15 protein-coding genes are annotated in these 19907 nt (G+C 52.6%); 3 read left to right on the top strand and 12 right to left on the bottom strand.

Annotated elements, in window-relative coordinates; translation table 11 throughout:
• Positions 1-36 precede the first annotated feature (36 nt).
• From DPO_RS17980 to DPO_RS17950, 7 genes are all read right to left on the bottom strand, one after another.
• On the bottom strand, positions 37-1431 hold the full coding sequence (locus tag DPO_RS17980) for a sigma-54 interaction domain-containing protein (RefSeq protein WP_006967705.1): 1395 nt from the start codon (positions 1429-1431) through the stop codon (positions 37-39).
• Positions 1418-3061: an amidohydrolase gene (locus DPO_RS17975; RefSeq protein ID WP_006967704.1), complete on the bottom strand. Its 1644-nt coding sequence runs from the start codon at positions 3059-3061 to the stop codon at positions 1418-1420. The genes DPO_RS17980 and DPO_RS17975 overlap by 14 nt, the downstream gene beginning before the upstream one ends.
• Positions 3061-4101 carry a proline racemase family protein gene (locus DPO_RS17970; RefSeq protein WP_006967703.1) on the bottom strand — a complete coding sequence of 347 codons (1041 nt, stop codon included), beginning with the start codon at positions 4099-4101 and terminating at the stop codon, positions 3061-3063. The genes DPO_RS17975 and DPO_RS17970 overlap by 1 nt, the downstream gene beginning before the upstream one ends.
• A gap of 88 nt (positions 4102-4189) precedes the next feature.
• On the bottom strand, positions 4190-7213 hold the full coding sequence (locus DPO_RS17965) for a PEP/pyruvate-binding domain-containing protein (RefSeq protein WP_006967702.1): 3024 nt from the start codon (positions 7211-7213) through the stop codon (positions 4190-4192).
• A gap of 14 nt (positions 7214-7227) precedes the next feature.
• Positions 7228-8460: a THUMP domain-containing class I SAM-dependent RNA methyltransferase gene (locus tag DPO_RS17960; RefSeq protein ID WP_006967701.1), complete on the bottom strand. Its 1233-nt coding sequence runs from the start codon at positions 8458-8460 to the stop codon at positions 7228-7230.
• Between the two features lie 16 nt (positions 8461-8476).
• The gene (locus tag DPO_RS17955; RefSeq protein WP_006967700.1) at positions 8477-9373 is read right to left on the bottom strand and encodes a DUF4438 domain-containing protein; all 897 of its coding nucleotides are present in this window, start codon (positions 9371-9373) and stop codon (positions 8477-8479) included.
• Between the two features lie 22 nt (positions 9374-9395).
• A complete protein-coding gene (locus DPO_RS17950) occupies positions 9396-10553 on the bottom strand; it encodes an MFS transporter (RefSeq protein ID WP_006967699.1) in 1158 nt (385 codons plus the stop codon).
• A 144-nt stretch (positions 10554-10697) separates the two neighbouring features.
• Between DPO_RS17950 and DPO_RS17945 the strand changes: the two genes are divergently transcribed.
• On the top strand, positions 10698-11687 hold the full coding sequence (locus tag DPO_RS17945) for a YhdH/YhfP family quinone oxidoreductase (protein ID WP_006967698.1): 990 nt from the start codon (positions 10698-10700) through the stop codon (positions 11685-11687).
• A gap of 88 nt (positions 11688-11775) precedes the next feature.
• Complete coding sequence (locus DPO_RS17940) at positions 11776-11964, top strand: hypothetical protein (RefSeq protein WP_006967697.1); 189 nt, start codon at positions 11776-11778, stop codon at positions 11962-11964.
• A gap of 207 nt (positions 11965-12171) precedes the next feature.
• On the opposite strand, the gene DPO_RS17935 is transcribed toward DPO_RS17940, so the two are convergent.
• The 5 genes from DPO_RS17935 to DPO_RS17910 form a co-directional block, all read right to left on the bottom strand.
• A complete protein-coding gene (locus DPO_RS17935) occupies positions 12172-12570 on the bottom strand; it encodes a lipocalin family protein (RefSeq protein WP_236609989.1) in 399 nt (132 codons plus the stop codon).
• Positions 12571-12603: 33 nt separating this feature from the next.
• Positions 12604-13716, bottom strand: a complete 1113-nt coding sequence (locus tag DPO_RS17930; protein WP_006967696.1) for a response regulator — start codon at positions 13714-13716, stop codon at positions 12604-12606.
• Positions 13713-16604, bottom strand: coding sequence for a CHASE domain-containing protein (locus DPO_RS24110; protein ID WP_006967695.1), 2892 nt, complete (start codon positions 16602-16604; stop codon positions 13713-13715). The genes DPO_RS17930 and DPO_RS24110 overlap by 4 nt, the downstream gene beginning before the upstream one ends.
• A 154-nt stretch (positions 16605-16758) precedes the next feature.
• Positions 16759-16965: an NUDIX domain-containing protein gene (locus DPO_RS17920; protein WP_006967694.1), complete on the bottom strand. Its 207-nt coding sequence runs from the start codon at positions 16963-16965 to the stop codon at positions 16759-16761.
• A gap of 639 nt (positions 16966-17604) precedes the next feature.
• A complete protein-coding gene (locus DPO_RS17910) occupies positions 17605-17877 on the bottom strand; it encodes a DUF2442 domain-containing protein (protein ID WP_006967693.1) in 273 nt (90 codons plus the stop codon).
• Positions 17878-18201: 324 nt separating this feature from the next.
• Between DPO_RS17910 and DPO_RS17905 the strand changes: the two genes are divergently transcribed.
• Positions 18202-19356, top strand: a complete 1155-nt coding sequence (locus DPO_RS17905) for a hypothetical protein (protein WP_006967692.1) — start codon at positions 18202-18204, stop codon at positions 19354-19356.
• The last annotated feature ends 551 nt before the right edge of the window (positions 19357-19907 follow it).

The following is a 19907-nucleotide window of genomic DNA, read 5'->3' as shown; positions in this document are numbered from 1 at the left end:
AACAATCCGGTCTTTGATTTAAAAATGAATCAAATGTTATCCGTTCCGGATCCGCACATGATATTTTTTGAATTTTCGGACCACCGTGGGCTGACTGATACCTAAGAATTCAGCGGCCTGCCGGGTGGTCCGGCATCGCTGGGCTGCCTGTTTCAGCATATCATGCTCCACGGATTCCAGGGTTTGTACCAGGTTGCCACCGGTTTTTTTAACGGGTGTGCCTGGATCCGGGCAGTTGGGTGCGTCGGTTAACCGGATCAGATAGTCATCCAGCTGCCGGCGGTCACACATGGCCACGGCCTGTTTGACGATATTGATCAATTCCCGGACATTGCCCGGGAATGCATAGGTTTTCAACGCCTGCAAAGACCGGTAACCGATGTGTGCCCGGCGGTTGTATTTTTTGTTGAACCGCTTCAGGCAGATCCGGGTCAGTTCCAGAATGTCTTCCGGCCGTTCCCGCAAAGGGGGAATGGACAGCGTAAAGGTGTTGAGCCGGTGAAACAGGTCCAGGCGGAACCGCTTTTTCCGGGTCAGTTCCAACAGATCCTGGTTGGTGGCGGCCAGCACTGAGCAGTCGATTTTTTTGGACCGGGTACTTCCTAAAGGCATGATTTCCTGGTCATCCAGGTATTTGAGCAGTTTGGCCTGGACCCCAGGGGACATTTCTCCGATTTCATCCAGAAACAGGGTCCCTTTGGCGGCCAGCTCAAAAAGGCCTGCCTTGCCGGTTTCCCTGGCCCCGGTGAACGCGCCTTTTTCATATCCGAACAGTTCAGCTTCCAGCAGGTTTTCCGGCAGGGCCGCGCAATTGATCTGGATGAACGGGTTTTGTGCCCGGGGACTGTGCTTGTGGATGAATTTGGCCAGCAGTCCTTTCCCCGTACCGGATTCTCCGGACAGCAGAATGTTGGACGCCCCGAGACGGGCCAGTTTCAACGCCAGATGAACCGTTTGTTTCATGGAAGGGCTTAAGGCCACCACATCGTTGTCCGTCAATTCCCGCAACGTGAGTTCTGTGAGCTCTTCCCGCATTTTTTCAGATTCCTGGCGCACCTGGGCCAGTTGGCGTTTCATGTCCCGGATCAGGGAAATGTCCCGTTCGTTCACCACCACATACGCGATCTCTCCGGCATCATCAAACACCGGCGTGCCGGTCACCAGCAAGGAGTAGCCGGACCGGGGCGTGGTCTGGACCAGGCTGACCTGGCGCCTGGTCTCCAGCACCTCCTGGGTGGCGGACCGGTTGATCTGCCCTTCTTTGACCAGTGCTCTGACATCTTTTCCCAGTACCTCGGATGACCGGATCCCGTTAAGACGCTCCGCGGCTTGATTCATTTTCAGGATCCGGCCCTGGCGGTCACAGATCAGCAGGCCGTCCGCAGACCGGGTGAAAATGGTTTCCAGAAAAAACAGGTCATTGTCGTTCATACACGATCTTTCCGTTGAACAGGGTCAGTACCACCCGGGTTGCGGCAATATCTTTCGGATCGATGCTGAAAATATTGCGGTCCGTGACAATGAGATCCGCCTTTTTTCCCACGATCAGGCTGCCGGTCACATCCCCCATGCCCGACGTTGCAGCCGGGGTCAGGGTATATCCTTGAACCGCCTGATCCACGGTCAGGCACTGGTCCGGGTACCACCCGGTGTCAGGCGTGTGGTCCATGCGCCGGCGGGTGACGGCGGAAAAAATGCCGGCAAATGGATTGGGGTCTGCCACGGGGGCATCCGAACTGAACATCGTGGGAATGCCCGTTTCCAGGATATTCTTGAAATTATAGGCGTATTTGCCTCTTTTCCCGACACATTGGTCGATCATGGAAATGTCCAGGCTCATATTGTTGGGCTGGCAGGAAACTGCCAGATTTTTTAATCGCTTCAGGGTTTCCAGGTCCCGGGGCAGGATCATCTGGGCGTGTTCCATGCGGTGGGGAATGCGGCAGGCGCTCTGGTTCAGCGCTTCCACCCCTGCAAACACGGAAAGGACCTCATGAACGGCCCGGTCCCCCACGGCATGTACCATGCAGGAAAGTCCGGCCCTATCCGCCTGGATCACGGCCTGTTCGATCTCCTGGATGGGGGTCAAAGACATGCCGTATGCGGCATCCAGGTAAGGTTCAGTCATCCAGGCGGTCCGGGCCCCCATGCCCCCGTCGCTGAAAAATTTCAAATGTCCGATGCGCAGCATGTCATCCCCGAACCCGGAGCACAACCCCAGATCAATGGCCTGGCGGGTCATTTCCCCGGGCAAAGCCACATGGCACCGCAGGGTCAGTTTGCCTGCGGCATGCAGGGACTGCCAGGCCTGCAAAGCCACGGCCCCTTCTTCCCCGCCCATGAGCCGGATATCATGAATCCCGGTCAACCCCAGGGCATGGGCCTTTGCCATGGCCTTTTCCATATTTTCCAGCAGGTTTTCAAAGGTCAGGGCCGGCAACACATTCCGGATCAGATTGGGGGCCATTTCCTTGAGAACGCCGGTGGGTATACCGGTGCCGTCCCGCACAATCACCCCGTCCGGCGGATCCGGGGCGGTGGAATCAATGCCGGCCAGAGACAGGGCCCTGGAGTTGGCCACGGCCAGATGAAGGTCACAGCGCCAGATGCACACCGGGTTGTCCGGGGCCGCCATATCCAGGTCCAGACGGTCGGGCATTCGGTTTTCCGGCCAGTCGGATTCATTGAATCCCTGTCCCAGAATCCAGTGATCCGGACCCAGGAGTCGGGATTTTTCCCGGATGGCTGTTTCCATTCCGGCAAAATTCCGGGTCTGAGCAAAATCAATGCTGTTCAGGTTGACGGCCCATTCATAAAAATGGAAATGGGTATCGATGAATCCGGGCAGCACCAGTTTCTGATCCAGATTCAAAATCCGGGTGGTCGGCCCGGCCATGGCCAGAATGGTTTTGTCATCACCTAAGGCCATGATCCGGTTTCCTGCGGTTGCCAGTGCCGTGACAGAAGCCCCATGGCCTGAACCCACAGACTGATTTTTTGAAAAGCGGGTGTGTCCGGGCGAATACAGGGTGGCATTGTGTAAAATCAGATCAGGTGTCATCAGACGAGGTATCCTTGCTGAAACGGATCTGTTTGATCCAAAGTGAAATGATGCACCCCGGTGATCCAGGCCTTTCCGGAAATCTGGGTGACGCTGGCTTCAAAATCCCCGATCTTTGTTTTTTCCACCAGCCGGGCTTCAAAGGTGGTTCCTAAGGGACTGGCATTGATATAGGGTTCGTTTGGTTCAATTTTTTTGTAATGGTGCAGCAGGGCCAGTTTGGCGGCCGTGCCCGTGCCGCAGGGGGAGCGGTCCATGTGGGATTCACCATATACCACCATGCCCCGGCCCCGGGCCGTGCCGCTGGATGGGACACAATCATAAAATTCGGTCACATCCACGGTGGTGACATCCGGTCGTTCCGGATGGGTCACCGTGAGCTGTTCATTGGCGGCGTCAATGATTTTCATGCCCAGGTCCACCAGGATCTGTCTGTTTTCCAGGGCCGGTGTCAGGTCGATCCGGCGCGTGTCCACCATGGCGAAAAATCCGCCGGCACACACCAGGTCCACGGGAATGGTCCCGAACCCGTCCACCCGGATCTGCTGATCCGTGGCAAAGACAAACGCGGGCACCATCTGGATGGACACGGATGTCAAACACCCGTCCCGGACATGGGCGATTGACGTCATCCGACCGGACGGGGTGTCGATACCCACCCGGTTTTCTCCTTCGGCCAGGGTCAGGGTGCCGGTGCGGAAAAGCGTTGTCACCGCGCCGATGGTGGCATGGCCGCACAGATAGGGATATCGCCGGGCATCCATGTAGATGAGACCGAACGCGGCATCCGGTGTCACAGGTTTTGTGACCAGGGCGGCCAGCACCTGGCGGGATCCCCGGGGCTCTTTGGTCAGAAGGCTTCGGACCGCGTCATAACCGGTTTTAAAATGGGTCAGTTTTTCCATCATGGTCCGGCCGGGAACCGGGGGAATCCCGTCCACGATCAGGCGGGTCACCTCACCTTCGGTATGAGAATCAATGGTGGTGATCACGGGGGCATCACCATCATACAGTCGCGATAAATCATTAAAAGGGATCATTTTATACACATCCTTTATGTAATTTCAGGTCCGGTCCGAAGGATTCCCTGTTTCCACGAGATCCTTGAAACACCGGATCGGACCCGGGTTAACCTGCTGAATCGATCTTTGGTACATCCGGCATGGGTACGGGTTCAGATGCCGGTTCACGGGGCATCAGTGCGGCCCGGGATGTTTTTCCATCCACCCGGATATACAGCCCGTCCTTGAAATGAATATGTTTCAGATGCGGGGTAACCGTGGTGCCGGCCTGCCGGCCGAGAAATTGGTAATCAATGAAATCCTCGGTATTGTCCGATACCGTGATATAGGCAATGCCCAGAGAGGTGATGTTCTGGAAAAAATGGGATCCCTGGGACGGGTCCGCCTTGATGCTTTCAATGGTGGCCTCCACCATGACCCCGACATTGGAGATATCGTTCCATGCCACGGGAATGCCCAGCCACCGGTCGGAAGACCCCCATCGCCCCGGGCCGATGAGTACATATTTTTTCTGGCTTTCATTGAACAGGGCGTTGAGCTTGTTGATCTCTCTGGCAATTTCAACGGTTTTGGCCGGATCGAAATGATCGGGATCCACATAAATCAGATCGTGAATGTTTTTATATTCTCCGTTCCCCAGGGAATGAACCGAATAACAAAACGCTTTTTCTTGATCTTCCGGCGTGATTCTGACTTTGAGATTTTGTTTGTATCTTCCCATGGGCCGGATCTGGAGCAGTGAGAATTCCGGTTTCCGGCTGCCGTCTGCATGCAGGTTCACGGCAAATTCCACCTCCACGGACGAGCCCATCCATCGGCTGCCGATACGGGTGACTTCCGCCAAAATCTGCGCCAGAGGAAAACTGTTGTACTTAAGAATGCCGGCAAAGGTCAGCACGGGATATCCCTTGTCCGAATACACATCCCGGATCCGGTTGTCCTGGACATGAAAGGTGGAGCACAACTGCCGGACAATGGGATGGTCCACGGCATCCATGAGTTCGAGATGGGCCAGAGTGGGGTCTTCTGCCGGGTTTGACAAAAAGTGATTTTTCGGGGGAAACACATCCATTTTCAATGCGTAAAAATATTTCTGGGAATTTTCCAGAATATCTTCCACCATGGAAAACTGGGGCAGAAACTGCGGGTATCGGGGACAGAACCGCAGGGTTTTGCCGCCTTCCATTACAATTTTTCCCAGTCCCATGGCAATGTATGCAATGCCTTCATCCGCTTTGAGATGGGCAATGGGATAAAAATTATAGGACTGGGCCACGCCGGCAATGGAGGGATAGAAATAATTGTCGTGCCGGATCCCGGTCAGTTCCTGGAGAATGACGGCCATTTCTTCATCTTCCGTCCGGTGCATGGTACTCTGGGCATAGGCCCGGGGGGCTTTCATGTAAGTGGAGGCATATACCAGTTTGACGGCCATGATCAGCCGGTCCAGCCGCATGTCAAGGCGGTCGTCACTGTTGGGCAGCATATAGGTTTTGTACAGGCCGGCAAACGGCTGGTAATGGGCATCTTCAAACAATGAGGAGGACCGCACCGCAATGGGATAGTTCACATGTTCCAGATAGACCTTTAAATTATTTTTCAGCCAGTCCGGAAATTGGGCCTGGATGAACGCCTTCACCACCATTTCATCGGTGAGATCCTGGCCGGATTCCAGCAGCTTCGCCAGGTTGTTGTCTTCAATGAACATTTTAAATCCGTCCGTGGCAATCACAAAGGTCTGGGGAATATGGATATCCACGTCCGGAAATTTTTCGATGAGTTCATCATCCTGTTTGATCTGGGAGGCCATGAATGCCAGACCTCTGGCTTTGCCTCCCAGAGACCCGTTGCCGATTTTCATGAACCCGGTGTCTGAATCAAATTTTCTGGAGTCAAATTCAATGACCTGGCCCTGGCGGGTTCCCCGGCGCCGGGCCCGGATGCTGTCGATGAGAAACCGCTTCAATGTCTTAGGATCGGGAAAATCATCCACAGTATAGGGTTTCAGGCTCAATGCCAGGCTGATTTCACTGCGGGCCAGAAGCCATCGGGAGAAATCATTGTTTTTGGCGTGGAACACAATGGATTCATCCGGAATTTCCGGCAGCAGCTTTTCAATGGCCCGCAGATCACTGGCCCGGGCTACTTCGTCTCCCGTGGGCAGTCTGAACACGAACGCCCCGAATCCCAGGCATCCCACAAAAAACGTCTTGATCCGGTCATTGAGATTGGCGGAATTCTTGTTGATGAACACCGCCGGTATCCGGTAGGCCAGATCCCGGCTGCGCTCTTCCGTGCTGATCACCAGCAAAGGCAGGTCCGGCACGTCTTTCTTGATTCGGCGCAACAGGTCAAACCCTGCGTTTTCATCCATGGTGCCGTTTCTGGGAAACCGCATGTCCGAGAAAATGGACAATACATAGGGTTTGTATGTTTCATACAGGGACAGGGCTTCCTCATAGGTCTGGGCCAGCAGTACTTTGGGGCGGCCCCGCATTTTCAGCAGCCGGTGTTCCTCGTTGATGGACTCATCGATCACCGACTGGGTCTGGAGCACGATCTGTTTGTAGATCACCGGCAGAATGGAGGAATAGTGATAGGGCGAATCTTCCACCATGATGATGACCCGGACATTGGCGTTCTTTGTATCGAACGCCACATTTTTTTCATCTTCGAAATTTTTGATGATGGCCAGGAGCAGATCCGCATTCCCGCCCCAGACATAGGTGCGGTCAATGGCGGTTTTGTTTTCCATGCACAGGTACTGGCTGATGTCACATGTGTTGTGCAGGAGCATGAAAAAAGGCAGGTCTGCATACTGCTGTTTGACCTTTTCACCAAAAGTCTGAACATCCATGCCGTCCAGGCTGGGCATGGCCAGGATCAGGTCGAAATTTTTTTTCTCCAGCCGTTCAAAGGCATCGGTTGCCGAAGACACCCAGGTGAGCCGGGGAGGCCTGGACAGGTTCAGTCCCTTGTATTCATGAATGATCCGGTTGGACAGCCGGCCTTCCTCTTCCATGATGAACGCGTCATAGGGGCTGGACACCAGAAGAATGTCTCCCACCTTGTTGGCCATGAGTTCATGGTAGATCTTGATACCTGATTCCTGGTTAAAGGACGTGTCCATATGCCGGTCCTTGGTCAAAAAAGTTGATATTTCACCAGTTTCCCGTCCAGTCCCCCGATGGTCAACGGTTCTTTCCAGGATGGGGCCAGAGGGACATGCTTGATATATTTGGGATCACCAAAATACACCAAAGCCGTGGACCTTGGGCAACGTTCCCGCAGAAACCGTCCCAGATCCTGATAAAATGATTTAAGATCCCGGTCTTTTCCCATGCGGATGCCGTAAGGGGGATTGGTGACGATCAGGCTGTCTTCAATGCCGGGGATTTCCCGGAAATCGATCTGGGACACGGTCACATCGGCCCCGTGATGCAGGCCCATGAGATTGGTTTTGGCGGCGGTCACTGAATGTTCTGAAATATCGCTGCCGGCAATGAGCCCCTGGGGCAGCGGCCGGATGTTTTTGTCTGCTGCCTGTTTGATTTCCTCCCACAGCCGGGGATCAAAATCCGGCAGCGCTTCAAATCCGAACCGGGTGCGGAACACCTGGGCCGGAATCCGGCAGTACTTCATCAGGGCCTCGGCCAGCAGGGTCCCGGAACCGCACATGGGATCGTACAACGGCACGGTACCGTCCCATTCGCTCTTCCGGATGATGGCCGCGGCCACGGTTTCCTGCATGGGGGCCGACACCGAGGCCTCCCGGTACCCGCGTTTGTGCAAAGGCCCCATGGATGCATCCAGAGACAGGGTGGCCACATCCCGGTGAAGATACAGATTGACCACAATGTAGGGATCTTTGGTGTCCACGCTGGGCCGGCGGTTGGTGCGGTCCCTGAAATAATCGGCAATGGCATCCTTGACCCGCAGTCCGGCAAAATTGGAATGCGTGATGCTGGATTCTGACACATTGGCCACAATGGAAAAGGTCTGCTTCGGGGTCATCAGCTCTTCCCATGAAATTTTTCGGGCCTCCCGGTACAACACGTCCTTGTCTTTGCAGGGGAATGTGACCAGAGGAATCAGTATCCGGGACAATAACCGGGCCTGGTAGGTGATTTTGTAAAAATCGGGCTTGGCCGCAGTGAACCAGATGCCCCGGAATTCATAGGAAATATCTTTGGCACCCAGTTCTTCCAGTTCCCGGCCCGCCATCATCTTGGCAGTCTCGGCCACCTGGGCGAAATACCGGGATTTTTTTTCGTAAATATACTGAAGCTTGGCCAGTTTTCGAAGTCTGCCCTGGCCTTTTTGCAGAATGGTTTTTTTGATCACACCGGTATCCTTGACATGGGGTTGACGGGTCATGATATGGTTATATCATTTATCGGTTTTTTTGCAAACAGGTCCCGATATTCAGCCGGTCCGCCATATTGGCGGCAGGGTCTGTTACCGGGGTTATTTTTCCGGTCGGGCTGGTCATCAGGGTGGTGACGCCCGGGCCGTGTCCGGCCAGGCGGCAGTCGGAGTGCACCACGATGCCGATGCTCACGGCCCCTTTTCGATAGGCCCGGCCATAGGCATTGTCATGATCCATCAGGGCCACAAAATCACCGAACCGCATTTTATCCAGATGATATCGGGCCACGGTGTCCGGATCCGAGGTCATGACGTCATAATCTCCGGCGCCCACATGGGCACGGCCTAAACCGGATCCCATGCACGCTGCCGGTATCTGTGTGGTGACCGGCACGGCCAGCCCTTCGTTGCCGTCGGGCGTGATCTGCATCTTATGAAGCAGTTCAGGTGCCAGGTTGAACAGCCGGATATCGGCAAAATCCGATAACGCCAGTCCCTGGCCTTTGGCCCGGATCCGGATTTTATCGTCATAGCTCATCTGTTCTTTGACCTGCCGGTCAAACTCCACAATAATATGCTCGGACCCGCCATGATGGCCGATCACCACCCCGGCTTCCCCTTTGGCTTCGCCGGAAAGAATTTTGGCTTCATTGCCCACACAGGCCAGAAACTGAAGGGAATTATTGGGAAAGTCATTGGGTTTGTCTGCATTGGCCGTGCAGGATACGCCTGGCTCGATATGGTCCCCGGCCAGGCCGAAGGCCGGATCTCCCAATCCCACATTCAACGTGATGCCGCCGATACCGGGCAAAAGAAACGGGACCCCCTGATGGTCCACTTTCCATCCCGGTCCCACCCGGGGCGGGCCGGGCCGGCATTCCATAAACATCTCCACGATTTTATTTTCATTGGTTTTCAGCATGACATTCTCCTGAATTAACGGGTTACATATCTTTTTTCCTGTCCGGCAGCCATATCAGAAACGGCAGGGACACAAACCCCACCACGGCGCTGAACACAAACATGTTTTCCATTCCGGCCATATCCCCCACAGCGCCCACCACCACCACGGCAAAGGACCGGACGGCAAAAGACACCATCATAAACATGCCGTTGGCAGCGGACGGATGGTTTTGGGCATTATCCTGCACAATGGCCAGCATCACCGGTGTGGTGGATAAAACGGAAAAACCGGTGATCACCAGCATCCCGATTTTCAGAAAACCCGTGGTATGCACAAACAGCAGCAAAGTTACCGGGGCGGTGGCCAGGGCCCAGAACAGTACTTTTCTGCGGCCGATCCAGTCGGACAGGGTTCCGGCGGACAAAACCCCGGCCACGCCGAATGCCTCGTACAGGGCCAGGGCCGCCCCGCCATACCAGAGGCTGCCGGTCTGCTCTTTGATGAAAACACTTAAAAAAATGCCCATGGAGGCATGCATGCCGGCCCGGGCCGCCAGGATGCCGGACAACGGCTTGAGCACATGGCGGATTTCAACATACGCCTGTTTCAGGGAGCCGTTCCGCCGGACCTCGGGTTTTTCCGGCGGGGATTCCAGGGTCAGCCAGAGCAGCACGGAGGTCATCACGGCCAGGCCAAATACCAGGTAGAATCGGTCCACACCCAGCCAGGCCAGGGCCGCCACGGCCACCATGGGCCCTAAGGTCCGGGCCAGCTCGCCGCCGGACATGAACAGGCTCATGCCCCGTCCCTTGCGGATACCGGAATATCCGGCCACCAGCACCGGCGAAGGGACATGGTACAGGGCCGCGGAAATACCGGATAAAAACAGCAGGATCAAGAGCAGAAAATAGGACGGTGCCGCCATGATCAGGCTCATGGGCAGGGCCGTGAAGGACGGGGCCAGGATCACCAGCCACCGGGCCACTTTTTTGTTGTCGGCAAACAATCCGATGAGCGGGTTCAGCATGGCCGGCACCTGCATGACAAAGGACAACAGCCCGGCCTGGCTCAAAGTCAAAGACAGTTTTTCGATGATCAGGGGCAACAGCGGCGGCAGAAAACTGGAGTACAGATCATGGACAAAGTGGGAAAAGGAAATCAGGGCCACCCGGGGGGTTTGAAATGCGGTTTTTTTCATTGGTCTTTCATACCATGATCCGGCTTAAAAGTAAGGCAAAATTCCATGCCTGCAAATATAAAACTTGATCCATTACCAGATCGGTATTAATTTGACAAGTCAGAGACGGTTAAATTCAAAATATCTGATGCCCGGGAGGCTGTCATGACCGATCAGACCTTTGACGCATTCATCGTAAAAGAAATTGCTGACAAACAATATGCCGGACGTGTCGAGCAGACCCGTGTCCGGGATCTGCCTGAAGGCGAGGTCCTGATCCGGGTCAAATATTCCTCTCTCAACTACAAGGATGCCCTGTCCGCCACCGGCAACAAAGGGGTCACCCGCACCTATCCCCACACCCCGGGCATTGATGCGGCCGGCCATGTCGAAGAAAGCCGGGTTCCGGTACTGGCCCCGGGTGATCCCGTGATCGTCACTTCATATGACTTAGGCATGAACACGGCCGGGGGATTTGGTCAGTATATCCGGGTGCCGGCGGACTGGGTGGTGCCTCTGCCCGGCGGCCTGACCCTGGCGGAGAGCATGATCCTGGGAACCGCCGGATTCACGGCCGCCATGTCCGTTGAAAAGATTTTCGACATCCCTGTGGATGCCGGGCCGATCCTGGTGACGGGTGCCACGGGCGGGGTGGGGTCTCTGGCCGTGGCCATTCTGTCAAAACTCAAGTATGAGGTGACCGCGGTTTCCGGAAAAAAGGAAACCGGTTTTCTCAAAACGCTGGGGGCATCGGAAATTATCGATCGCAGGGCGTTTGTCCAGAACAACGGCGCGCCCATACTCAAACCCCGGTGGGCCGGGGTGATTGATACTGTCGGCGGCGATATCCTGGCGACAGCCATTAAATCCGCCCGGGCCTGGGGAAAGGTGACCTGCTGCGGACTGGTGGCTTCTTCGGACCTGCCGATCACGGTATTTCCCTTTATTCTGAGAGGGGTATCGCTGTTTGGCATCGATTCCCAGCATTACCCCATAGCGCCCAGACAGGCGTTGTGGAAAAAGCTGGCACACGACTGGAAACCGGATAATTTAAAGGACATGGCCACCCATATTACCCTGCACCAGCTGCCCACTGCGATCGACAACATGCTCAACGGCCGGCTCAAGGGCCGGACGGTCGTAAATCTGGGATAGGTCATTGAATTGCGTTTACACCAAGGCGTGACAATGGTAATGAATACTTACAGACGGAAAACCGACAACCCAAAAAAAGGAGACCATCATGAGCACACCGCAACATTGCCCTGGATTTGAAAATTTTAAAAACCTGAAATCCTTTACCTGTAAATGCCCTGCATGTGATGCATCCAAGGAAATTTTCTCGGATGAATTTGACAAACCCCATAAATGTGACAAATGCGGCGCAGAAATTGATTTCACCACCTGCACCTATGATGCAGGAACAAAATAACGGATACCATCCTTTTGCACCCTGCCGGACACCCGTTCCGGCAGGGCCGTCCCATGCAGTCCTGACTTGACTCCGGCTTGTTTATATCGCTGATTTTTGATTGACACAAGTTTCTAATTCCAATGATATCATGACCATTTTTGGTCTCTGAATTTTCCGGTATGGGATAATCTTTGATCAGGATAAATAATCGGTATTTCTTTGGTGTTAATTGTGTTGCACAAAAATCAATTCATCTGTATCAAAACCACGCGACTTGGACATTTCAATGAATTTTTCAACAACTTCTCTTCCTACTGAAGGTGTCCGAGACAACAACCACAGATATTTTGTGCTTGGGCCGGAAACAAAAGCATATTGATAGTTTTCATGATCCAACTCGAAAATCACATAAGACCCATAAAACGGACCGAAGAATGAAACTTTAAGATAGCCCTCTGAATCGTTGTTCACAAAATAGGTCTTACCCTCAGCTTTTTTCCATTCATTGATTTCGGACAGGCGGGTGCCGGTCTTTCCTGCCAGGGTCAAGAAGCCGTTGTCGGATAGATGCAGGACCGTTCTTGACAGACAGCGGAGGTGATCAACAGGGAAGGCCCGGTTCAATTTGAATCTCAGCAGCCGCAGTCTCTGGCAGCGTCACTCAGAAGGTGACATGATGTCATGACCTTTTATTTGTTCCCTTACTTGAGCCAGTTCCAGATGGATTGAGTTAAAGGCTGCCACAATGTCAGGGTCAAAGTGGCTTCCATTGCCTTCCCGGATGATCCCGCAGCTTTTTTCGTGGGAAAACGCCTTTTTGTAAGGCCGTTCCGACCGGAGCGCGTCATAGACGTCGGCGACGGCCATGATCCTTGCACTCAGGGGGATATCCTCACCGGACAGGCCGTCCGGATACCCGGACCCGTCCCATTTTTCATGGTGGGAGCGGGTCAGTGCGATCCCCATGTTCACAAACGCGTTCTGGGGATATTTGTTTCTGACCTGTTGCAGGGTCATTGCCCCGATGGTGGTGTGGGTCTTGATTATTTCGAACTCCTCTGTATCCAGTTTTCCGGGTTTGAGGAGTATGCTGTCCGGAATGCCGACCTTGCCGATATCGTGCAGCGGTGCGGCATGATAAATATTTTCGATAAAGGTTTTATTGATACTGCCGGAATACCTGGATTTTTCCGCGAGCACTTCGGCAAGCATTCGGCAGAAAAGCCGGGTGCGCTCGATATGCCGGCCGGTCTCATCATCGCGGTATTCCGCCAGCTTGGACACGGCATGGATGGTGGACAATTGAGACTCTGAAATCTCTCTGACTTTTTCCCGCACCAGTTCTTCCAGGTAAAGATTGTGTTTTCGAAGTTCCTGCTGCATCTGCCGGAGACTGAGGTGGGTTTTGACCCGGGCCAGGATCTCCTCTTCCTGGAACGGCTTGGTTACATAGTCCACACCGCCTTCGGTAAACGCCCTGATTTTGTGTTCAGTGTCTGCCAGAGCACTGATGAAAATCACGGGAATATCCCGGGTCGCCTCATTTTCTTTGAGCCGGGCGCACACCTCAAATCCATCCATTTCAGGCATCATGATATCCAGTAGAATCAGGTCCGGCTGCTTTCTGGCCAGTGCGCCCAGGGCGGTGCGGCCGTTTGGAAACTGCATCACCCGGCACCCTTCTTTCTTGAGCAGTTGTTCGAGCAGCTTCAGGTTGGCTGGTGTGTCATCTACCAGCATGATGGTTGCTTTTTCGTTGGCAGGGATCATCCAGTTTCCTCCTTGTTTCCGGTTTCAGCCTTGTTTGATAATACACGAAACAGTTTGTCATAGTCATACTGATCCGCCAGGGTTCGTAGCCTGTCTGCGGTCGGTTCATCTGTTTCCCGGACCCGGTCGATCAATGTCCCCAGTTCCGTCATATCCCCAATTTCCACTGCCTGGCACATGGCCTGGACCAGGTCTGCGGGCAGGATCCCCAGATCTTCCGGCTTCAGGGACCAGGCACTGGTTTTACGGGATGCCTGGCCGGCGTCATTTGCATAAACAAAAGTGATTCCCAGGGCATGTTTCAGCGCTTCAAACATTTCCTCCGGTCTGAACGGTTTACGAATGAACGCATCGGTTCCGGCATTCTGAATGTCAGATCGGTTGTCTTCAAATGCGCTGGCAGTGACGGCAATGACCGGTGTGACCCGTCCCTTTGGCGTTGACTTGATCCGCCGGGTGGCTTCATATCCGTCCATGACCGGCATCCGCATATCCATGAGCACGGCATGGGGCGCCCATTTTTCAAAGAGGGTCAAAGCCTCGGCCCCGTTGGCTGCCTCTTTGATTTCAAACCCCACCGGCTGAAGAAGATCATGGAGAAGCATGCGGTTTTCCGGTTGATCATCCACCACCAGTATCCGCCAGGGTCCGGTGCCGGGCGCGATGCCGGTCACCTGCGGTGTAACGGCCGCCGATGGTTTGTCAGCCTGTTCGGCCGGCTGAACCGTGATATGAAAGAAAAAGCAGCTGCCTTTACCCACCGTACTTTTCACGGTGATGGTCCCGCCCATGAGTTGGATCAGTGCCCTGGAAATGGCCAGCCCCAGTCCGGTACCCCCGGCTTTCACCCCGTTATCGGCCTGTTGGAACGGTTTGAAAATTTGCCCCAGTGCTTCTTCTGAAATACCGCAGCCACTGTCTTCCACTTCAAACCGGAGATGCAGGTCCTCTCCGGGACCTCCGGTCCGGCTGCCGGCTGCATCTGCCCGGATACGCAATCCCACTCCGCCGGATTCCGTAAATTTCAGGGCATTTCCCAGCAGATTGACCAGTACCTGGCGGAGCTTGCCTTCGTCACCTTTCACATACTGCGGCACGTTGTCCATCCGTTCCACGTTGATCGCCAGCCCCATGGCTTCCGCCCGGGAACGGAACATCAATTCCAGGTCATCCAGCAGGTCATGGAGGGCAAAATCGGAGATGTTCAACGACAGCTGGCCCGCTTCGATTTTTGAAATATCCAGGATATCGTTGATCAGGTTCAGCAGGTGCCGGCTGCTGCGATTGACGGTCTGTACCTGCCGGGCCTGCACTGGAGTCAGGGATGTATCCCGCTGGAGCACTGCGCCGAACCCGATAATGGCATTGAGGGGTGTGCGGATCTCATGGCTCATGTTGGACAGAAAAGCGCTTTTTGCCTGGTTGGCTTTTTCTGCGGCCCGGCGGGCAATGCGGTCCTGCTCCGCCTTTTTTTCGCCGGTAATGTCTTTGATCACCAGCAGCACGCTTTGAAGGGTTTGTTTGGTATCCCTGATAGGGACGGCGGTCATGTGAAAATCCAGGACACCTTCAGATGTCGATGCCTGCCTTTCAGTTTCGCAGGGACGGCCGTCCGCCAGCACCTGTTCCACGGGACATCCCGTGCATGGTTCTGTTCTGCCCGGAACATGTAAAACAGTATGGCAGAGCGGTTTGCCTGCCGTATCCATGCCCGGAAACCACCGGTGCATGGTGGCATTGACCGACAGCACCTCCATTCCTCTGCCGATGTGGGCCACCCCCACGGGCAGATTGTCAAGCAGCAGCCGGTAGGTGTCATTGCTTTCCTGCAAAGCGGCGGTCAGCGTTGCTGCCAGGATTTTTGCCCGGTCATTCGTTTTTTCCAGGGCCCGCATCCATAGAAATGCCAGGATGCCTACGGCCAGACCGGCTGCCAGTATCCCCCGGGGGGTCCAGTGATCCACACTGGATTCAAAAGCACGGGTGCTGTTAAATTCCAGCACCCACTGCTGCCCATAAAGATCGAGGACCCGGCGCCGGGAGAACATCGATGTGCCTTCCGGGCCGACACCGCCGGAAAACCGGCTGCCGGCATATAACGGCACATCCGAATCAACGCTGCTGAACAGGGCAAAGGAAATATTTTCAGATGGGCTTGAAAAGATACCGGCCATCAGTTCATCGACAAAGATCATATAAGCCAGAAAACCCTCAATGGCCAGCCTTCGGTCTGCCGGATTATCCGGCAGATAGTGACCTTCAAACACGGGAAGAACCATGAGAAATGCAGCACGGTCTTCATCCATGGGCAGGCTTACCATTTCAGACATGGTAAACTCCCCAGTATCACAGGCCCGTTCCATGGCTGCTCTGACCCCGGGGATGGAAAAACCGTCCCACCCGAGGGTACGAGGATCCAGTGCTTCAAAGGGTTCCATAAACACCAGCGGGGCATAGATCGTCCGCTCGGCCGCCGGCCAGACCGCATAGTCGGGCATCCCTGTTGCCCGGATCTCCTGAATATGCCGGTCCAGCCGCTCTTGTCTGACCACGGAAAAAAAACCCACCGCATAAAATCCCGGATACAGGTGCTTGATCTGCCGGAACTCATAATAGGCCCGCCACTCCTGTCTGTTCACTTCTTCGGAGGCGGCAAACACCCCGGCCCCGCCCTGAAGAACCATCTTATAATTATGAAGCCGTGCCTGGATATCGGCACCGATTTTTTCTGTATACAGATTGAACCGGGCCTGCTCCCTTTCCCGGTTCGCTTCATTCCACATCCACCACAGCCAGGCCGTGATACAGAACAAAATCAGCAGTGTGGCATAGCGCAGCAGCTGTTTGAGGCTCACAAATTTTTGATCCCTGTTATATTCGGTTACCATGGCAGATCTCCTAGGTTATCAACTCTCCAAATCCAGGTGTTCCCATCCGGTCTGTTCCGCCATTTTTTCAATTCCGGGAGGCGGTAACTTTTGTCAGCCTTGTACCGGGTTCTGATACAGTGACACAACTTCCGCATATCGGGACGGCTGTTCCTCAGCTTCCAGCTTTCCAAACCACGGCCGCATGCTCCCGCAGGGTGATGGTAAAATCCGGATACGCATGGGTCCCTTGAACCAGGGTATGGTACACGGGCACCTGGACGGCCAGTTCCCCGGCAATTTCCCGGCAACAGCAGTGTTCCGAGGTTTCGCCTGGTTTGATTTCGCCGCCGGGAAACTCCCACTTCAAAGGTATGGACATTGCGTGGCTCCGCTATACCGCCAATATACAGCCGCCCTGTTCGATGATCGCACAGATGAGACGGGCAGGTGGTTTTTGTTCATTTCAAATTTTCATAATAAGTTCATGTGTGGATCAGTATATCTTCTCAAAAAGATTATCAAACTGTTTATCATCTTTATATCTGATCTCTTTTCATTTTTTGAAATGGTACAAACAAAAACAGATCTGCATTGTTTTTAATTGTCAAAACTCAACTATCTTGGTGGTCTTAACTCCCTGAAATCTCAACCATAGTTTCGCTATCATGAAATCCATATCAATGAAATGCCCGCTTGTCAATTGTTTTGGCCCAGGACAATCACATACCGGCTGATCACACCCGGGACGTCTTTTTTCTGCATGGCAGCAACCACGACCGGGCTGAAGCGCTTTGATTTTCCAAGAAGTTCTCATGTCTTTGTCCCCGAGATCAATGGGATCTGACCGGTACTTCAAGGTGACACCATTTTTATCTGTAAAGGGGATGGTGATCGGACCTTTGCTGTCCAGTACATAGGCCATCTGTAGCAGGGAAAATTGGTAACGCCATTTTAACCCGCAGTTTTAGGAGTACCGCGGAGAAAACCTTCAGGTTGGAACAGTTGATAACCTGGTTCATTAAGCAGATAAAAGTTGAGGACGTCGTGCGGGGATACCAAAAAGCATTCCTTCAATACTTATATCCTCATCAATGTCAGGCCAGTGAATACCTTGCCCAGTGCCGATTATTTCGTAATTTTGACGCTGTTTCGGAGTTGCGTCCGACAACCTCCAAGACCAGGCCAATGGAACACTTATTCTTCGACCGTCAGAAAGAAAGGCCGTTATCTCACTGTCTGTTATTTCTATGTTAGTCAATCTTGGTTCTGTAATTTCAACCGCAGTGCTCATGCCATGCCTCCAGTATTACTGTCATATTCGATTGAATTTTTTTTCCAATTGTAAAATATCAACCATCTTGCCACTAGCCTCAGCAATTCTCGGTGAACCTAAAAATGCTGTAAAATCGGCTTTTCATGCATCAGATATTTTTTTTACTTCGTAATATTTTTTCCAATCTCACTGGCATTGCCTGAGGCATCACAAAGCCGTAATCTCCTTGACGGGAAATTTAAATATTTTATAACTAATTGAAATAATTGAAAATATAAACTAGACTTTTTTATCATTTTATGATAGCTTTATCCAAATGCACAATACTTGGGAGCTATCAGCTTGAATACTGGAACAAAACTTGGTTTTTCAAACCTCAGAAAGTCGGTCTCAGCCCGCGTCAATGAAATCGCTGAGATTGAGATGCGGCAGGTTGGAAAAATCAAGCATTCCATGCATGATGCCTGTCTGAGCACCCTTGCCATGATGTATTTTCAAGATGCTTCAATGCTCGAATTTCAAAGACGTCTGCAGGAACAGACGCAAATGAATAATCTGCAGACGTTGTTTCAAGTTGAAACGATTCCCAAAGACAACCAATTAAGAGACATCATTGATGCCATACCTTCTCAAAAGCTGCTTCCAATTTTCAACGATTTTTTCCGACTGCTGCAACGGGGAAATCAGTTGCAACCTTTTCAATTTCTGGATGAGGGGTATCTCCTGCCCATTGATGGTACACAGTATTTCAGTTCAGATACTATCAACTGCCCCTCATGTTTAACAAAGGGTTACAAAAATGGAACCATTAATTACTCCCATAAAGTTTTGGGCGCGTCTATTGTGCATCCAGAAAAAAAACAGGTGGTCCCGTTGGCACCGGAACCAATCAAAAACAGTGATGGTTCAAAAAAACAGGATTGTGAGATCAACGCCGGCAAGCGCTTTTTAAACCGGATTCGACAAGAGCATCCAAAACTGGAGATCGTGATTACAGCCGATGATCTGTATTCAAGGCAGCCGTTTATTGAGGCTCTCAATCAAAACAAAATGTCATATATTCTGATAGCAAAGCCCAGCAGCCATAAGGTTTTATTCGATCAACTCATAGAAAAAGAGGATCTGGACCAGGCTCACCTTTTGGAGTGGCAGGATAACGAGGGCGCCATTCATAGATATGAATGGATCAATGATATCAGGTTGAATGGAAACAAATCAGCACCGCTGGTCAATTTTTTTGAATACAGCATCATCCGGGATGGAGATAAAATCACCTATAAAAACAGCTGGGTCACTGATATCCGGGTCACTGGCAACAATGTGAAAAAGCTTGTCAAGGCAGGTCGGGCAAAATGGAAAATTGAAAACGAAAATTTCAATACCCTGAAAAATCTTGGTTATCATGCTGAGCACAACTATGGCCATGGAAAAAAGAACTTATCATTCAAGTTTTTTCCTGTTTACCCTGCTGGCTTTTTTTATGCATCAAATCATTGAACTCAAAGACCCTTTGTACCAAATAGCCAGGGCCAAATTCAGTGCAAAAAAAGAATTCTGGAACCAGTTGCGTTGTACAATCCGGGTCATAATATTCGAAAATTGGGAATCACTGCTTGGTTTTGTGATCTCCCCACCAACCGATATTCGTGCTCCATGAAAATTTGCTTCGCCCGGTCAACAAATGATTCTGATTCATCAAGGCCGTTTCAGGTCAATGGATCTCTATTGGCTTCTATCCGGTTTTCTTGACATTTTCCACAAACCTGATACATAAATGCCTGCGATTTGGGCTGAAAAATCCTAATTCTCAGCTGACATCGGACTGAATTTTGGTGGATTGACATTTTTCTGGGAATTTTAGACCTTCACCGAGAATTGCTGCACTAGCCTTGATTCTCACAAACCTCAATGATACTCAAGGTATCCATAAAAAGCTGCAACATTATATTTCACAATTGCCCCCGGAAGTCCAGCCGAAACCATCGATTTCCGGCAGGCAACCCACTCAAATGTCCGGCATTGGAGCAGTTTTGGCATGATTACACAAA

This window comes from Desulfotignum phosphitoxidans DSM 13687, from assembly GCF_000350545.1.
GTDB classification, from domain to species: Bacteria; Desulfobacterota; Desulfobacteria; order Desulfobacterales; family Desulfobacteraceae; genus Desulfotignum; species Desulfotignum phosphitoxidans.
Note: the sequence above shows the minus strand (reverse complement) of the source record. Positions and strands in the feature narration are given on the sequence as shown.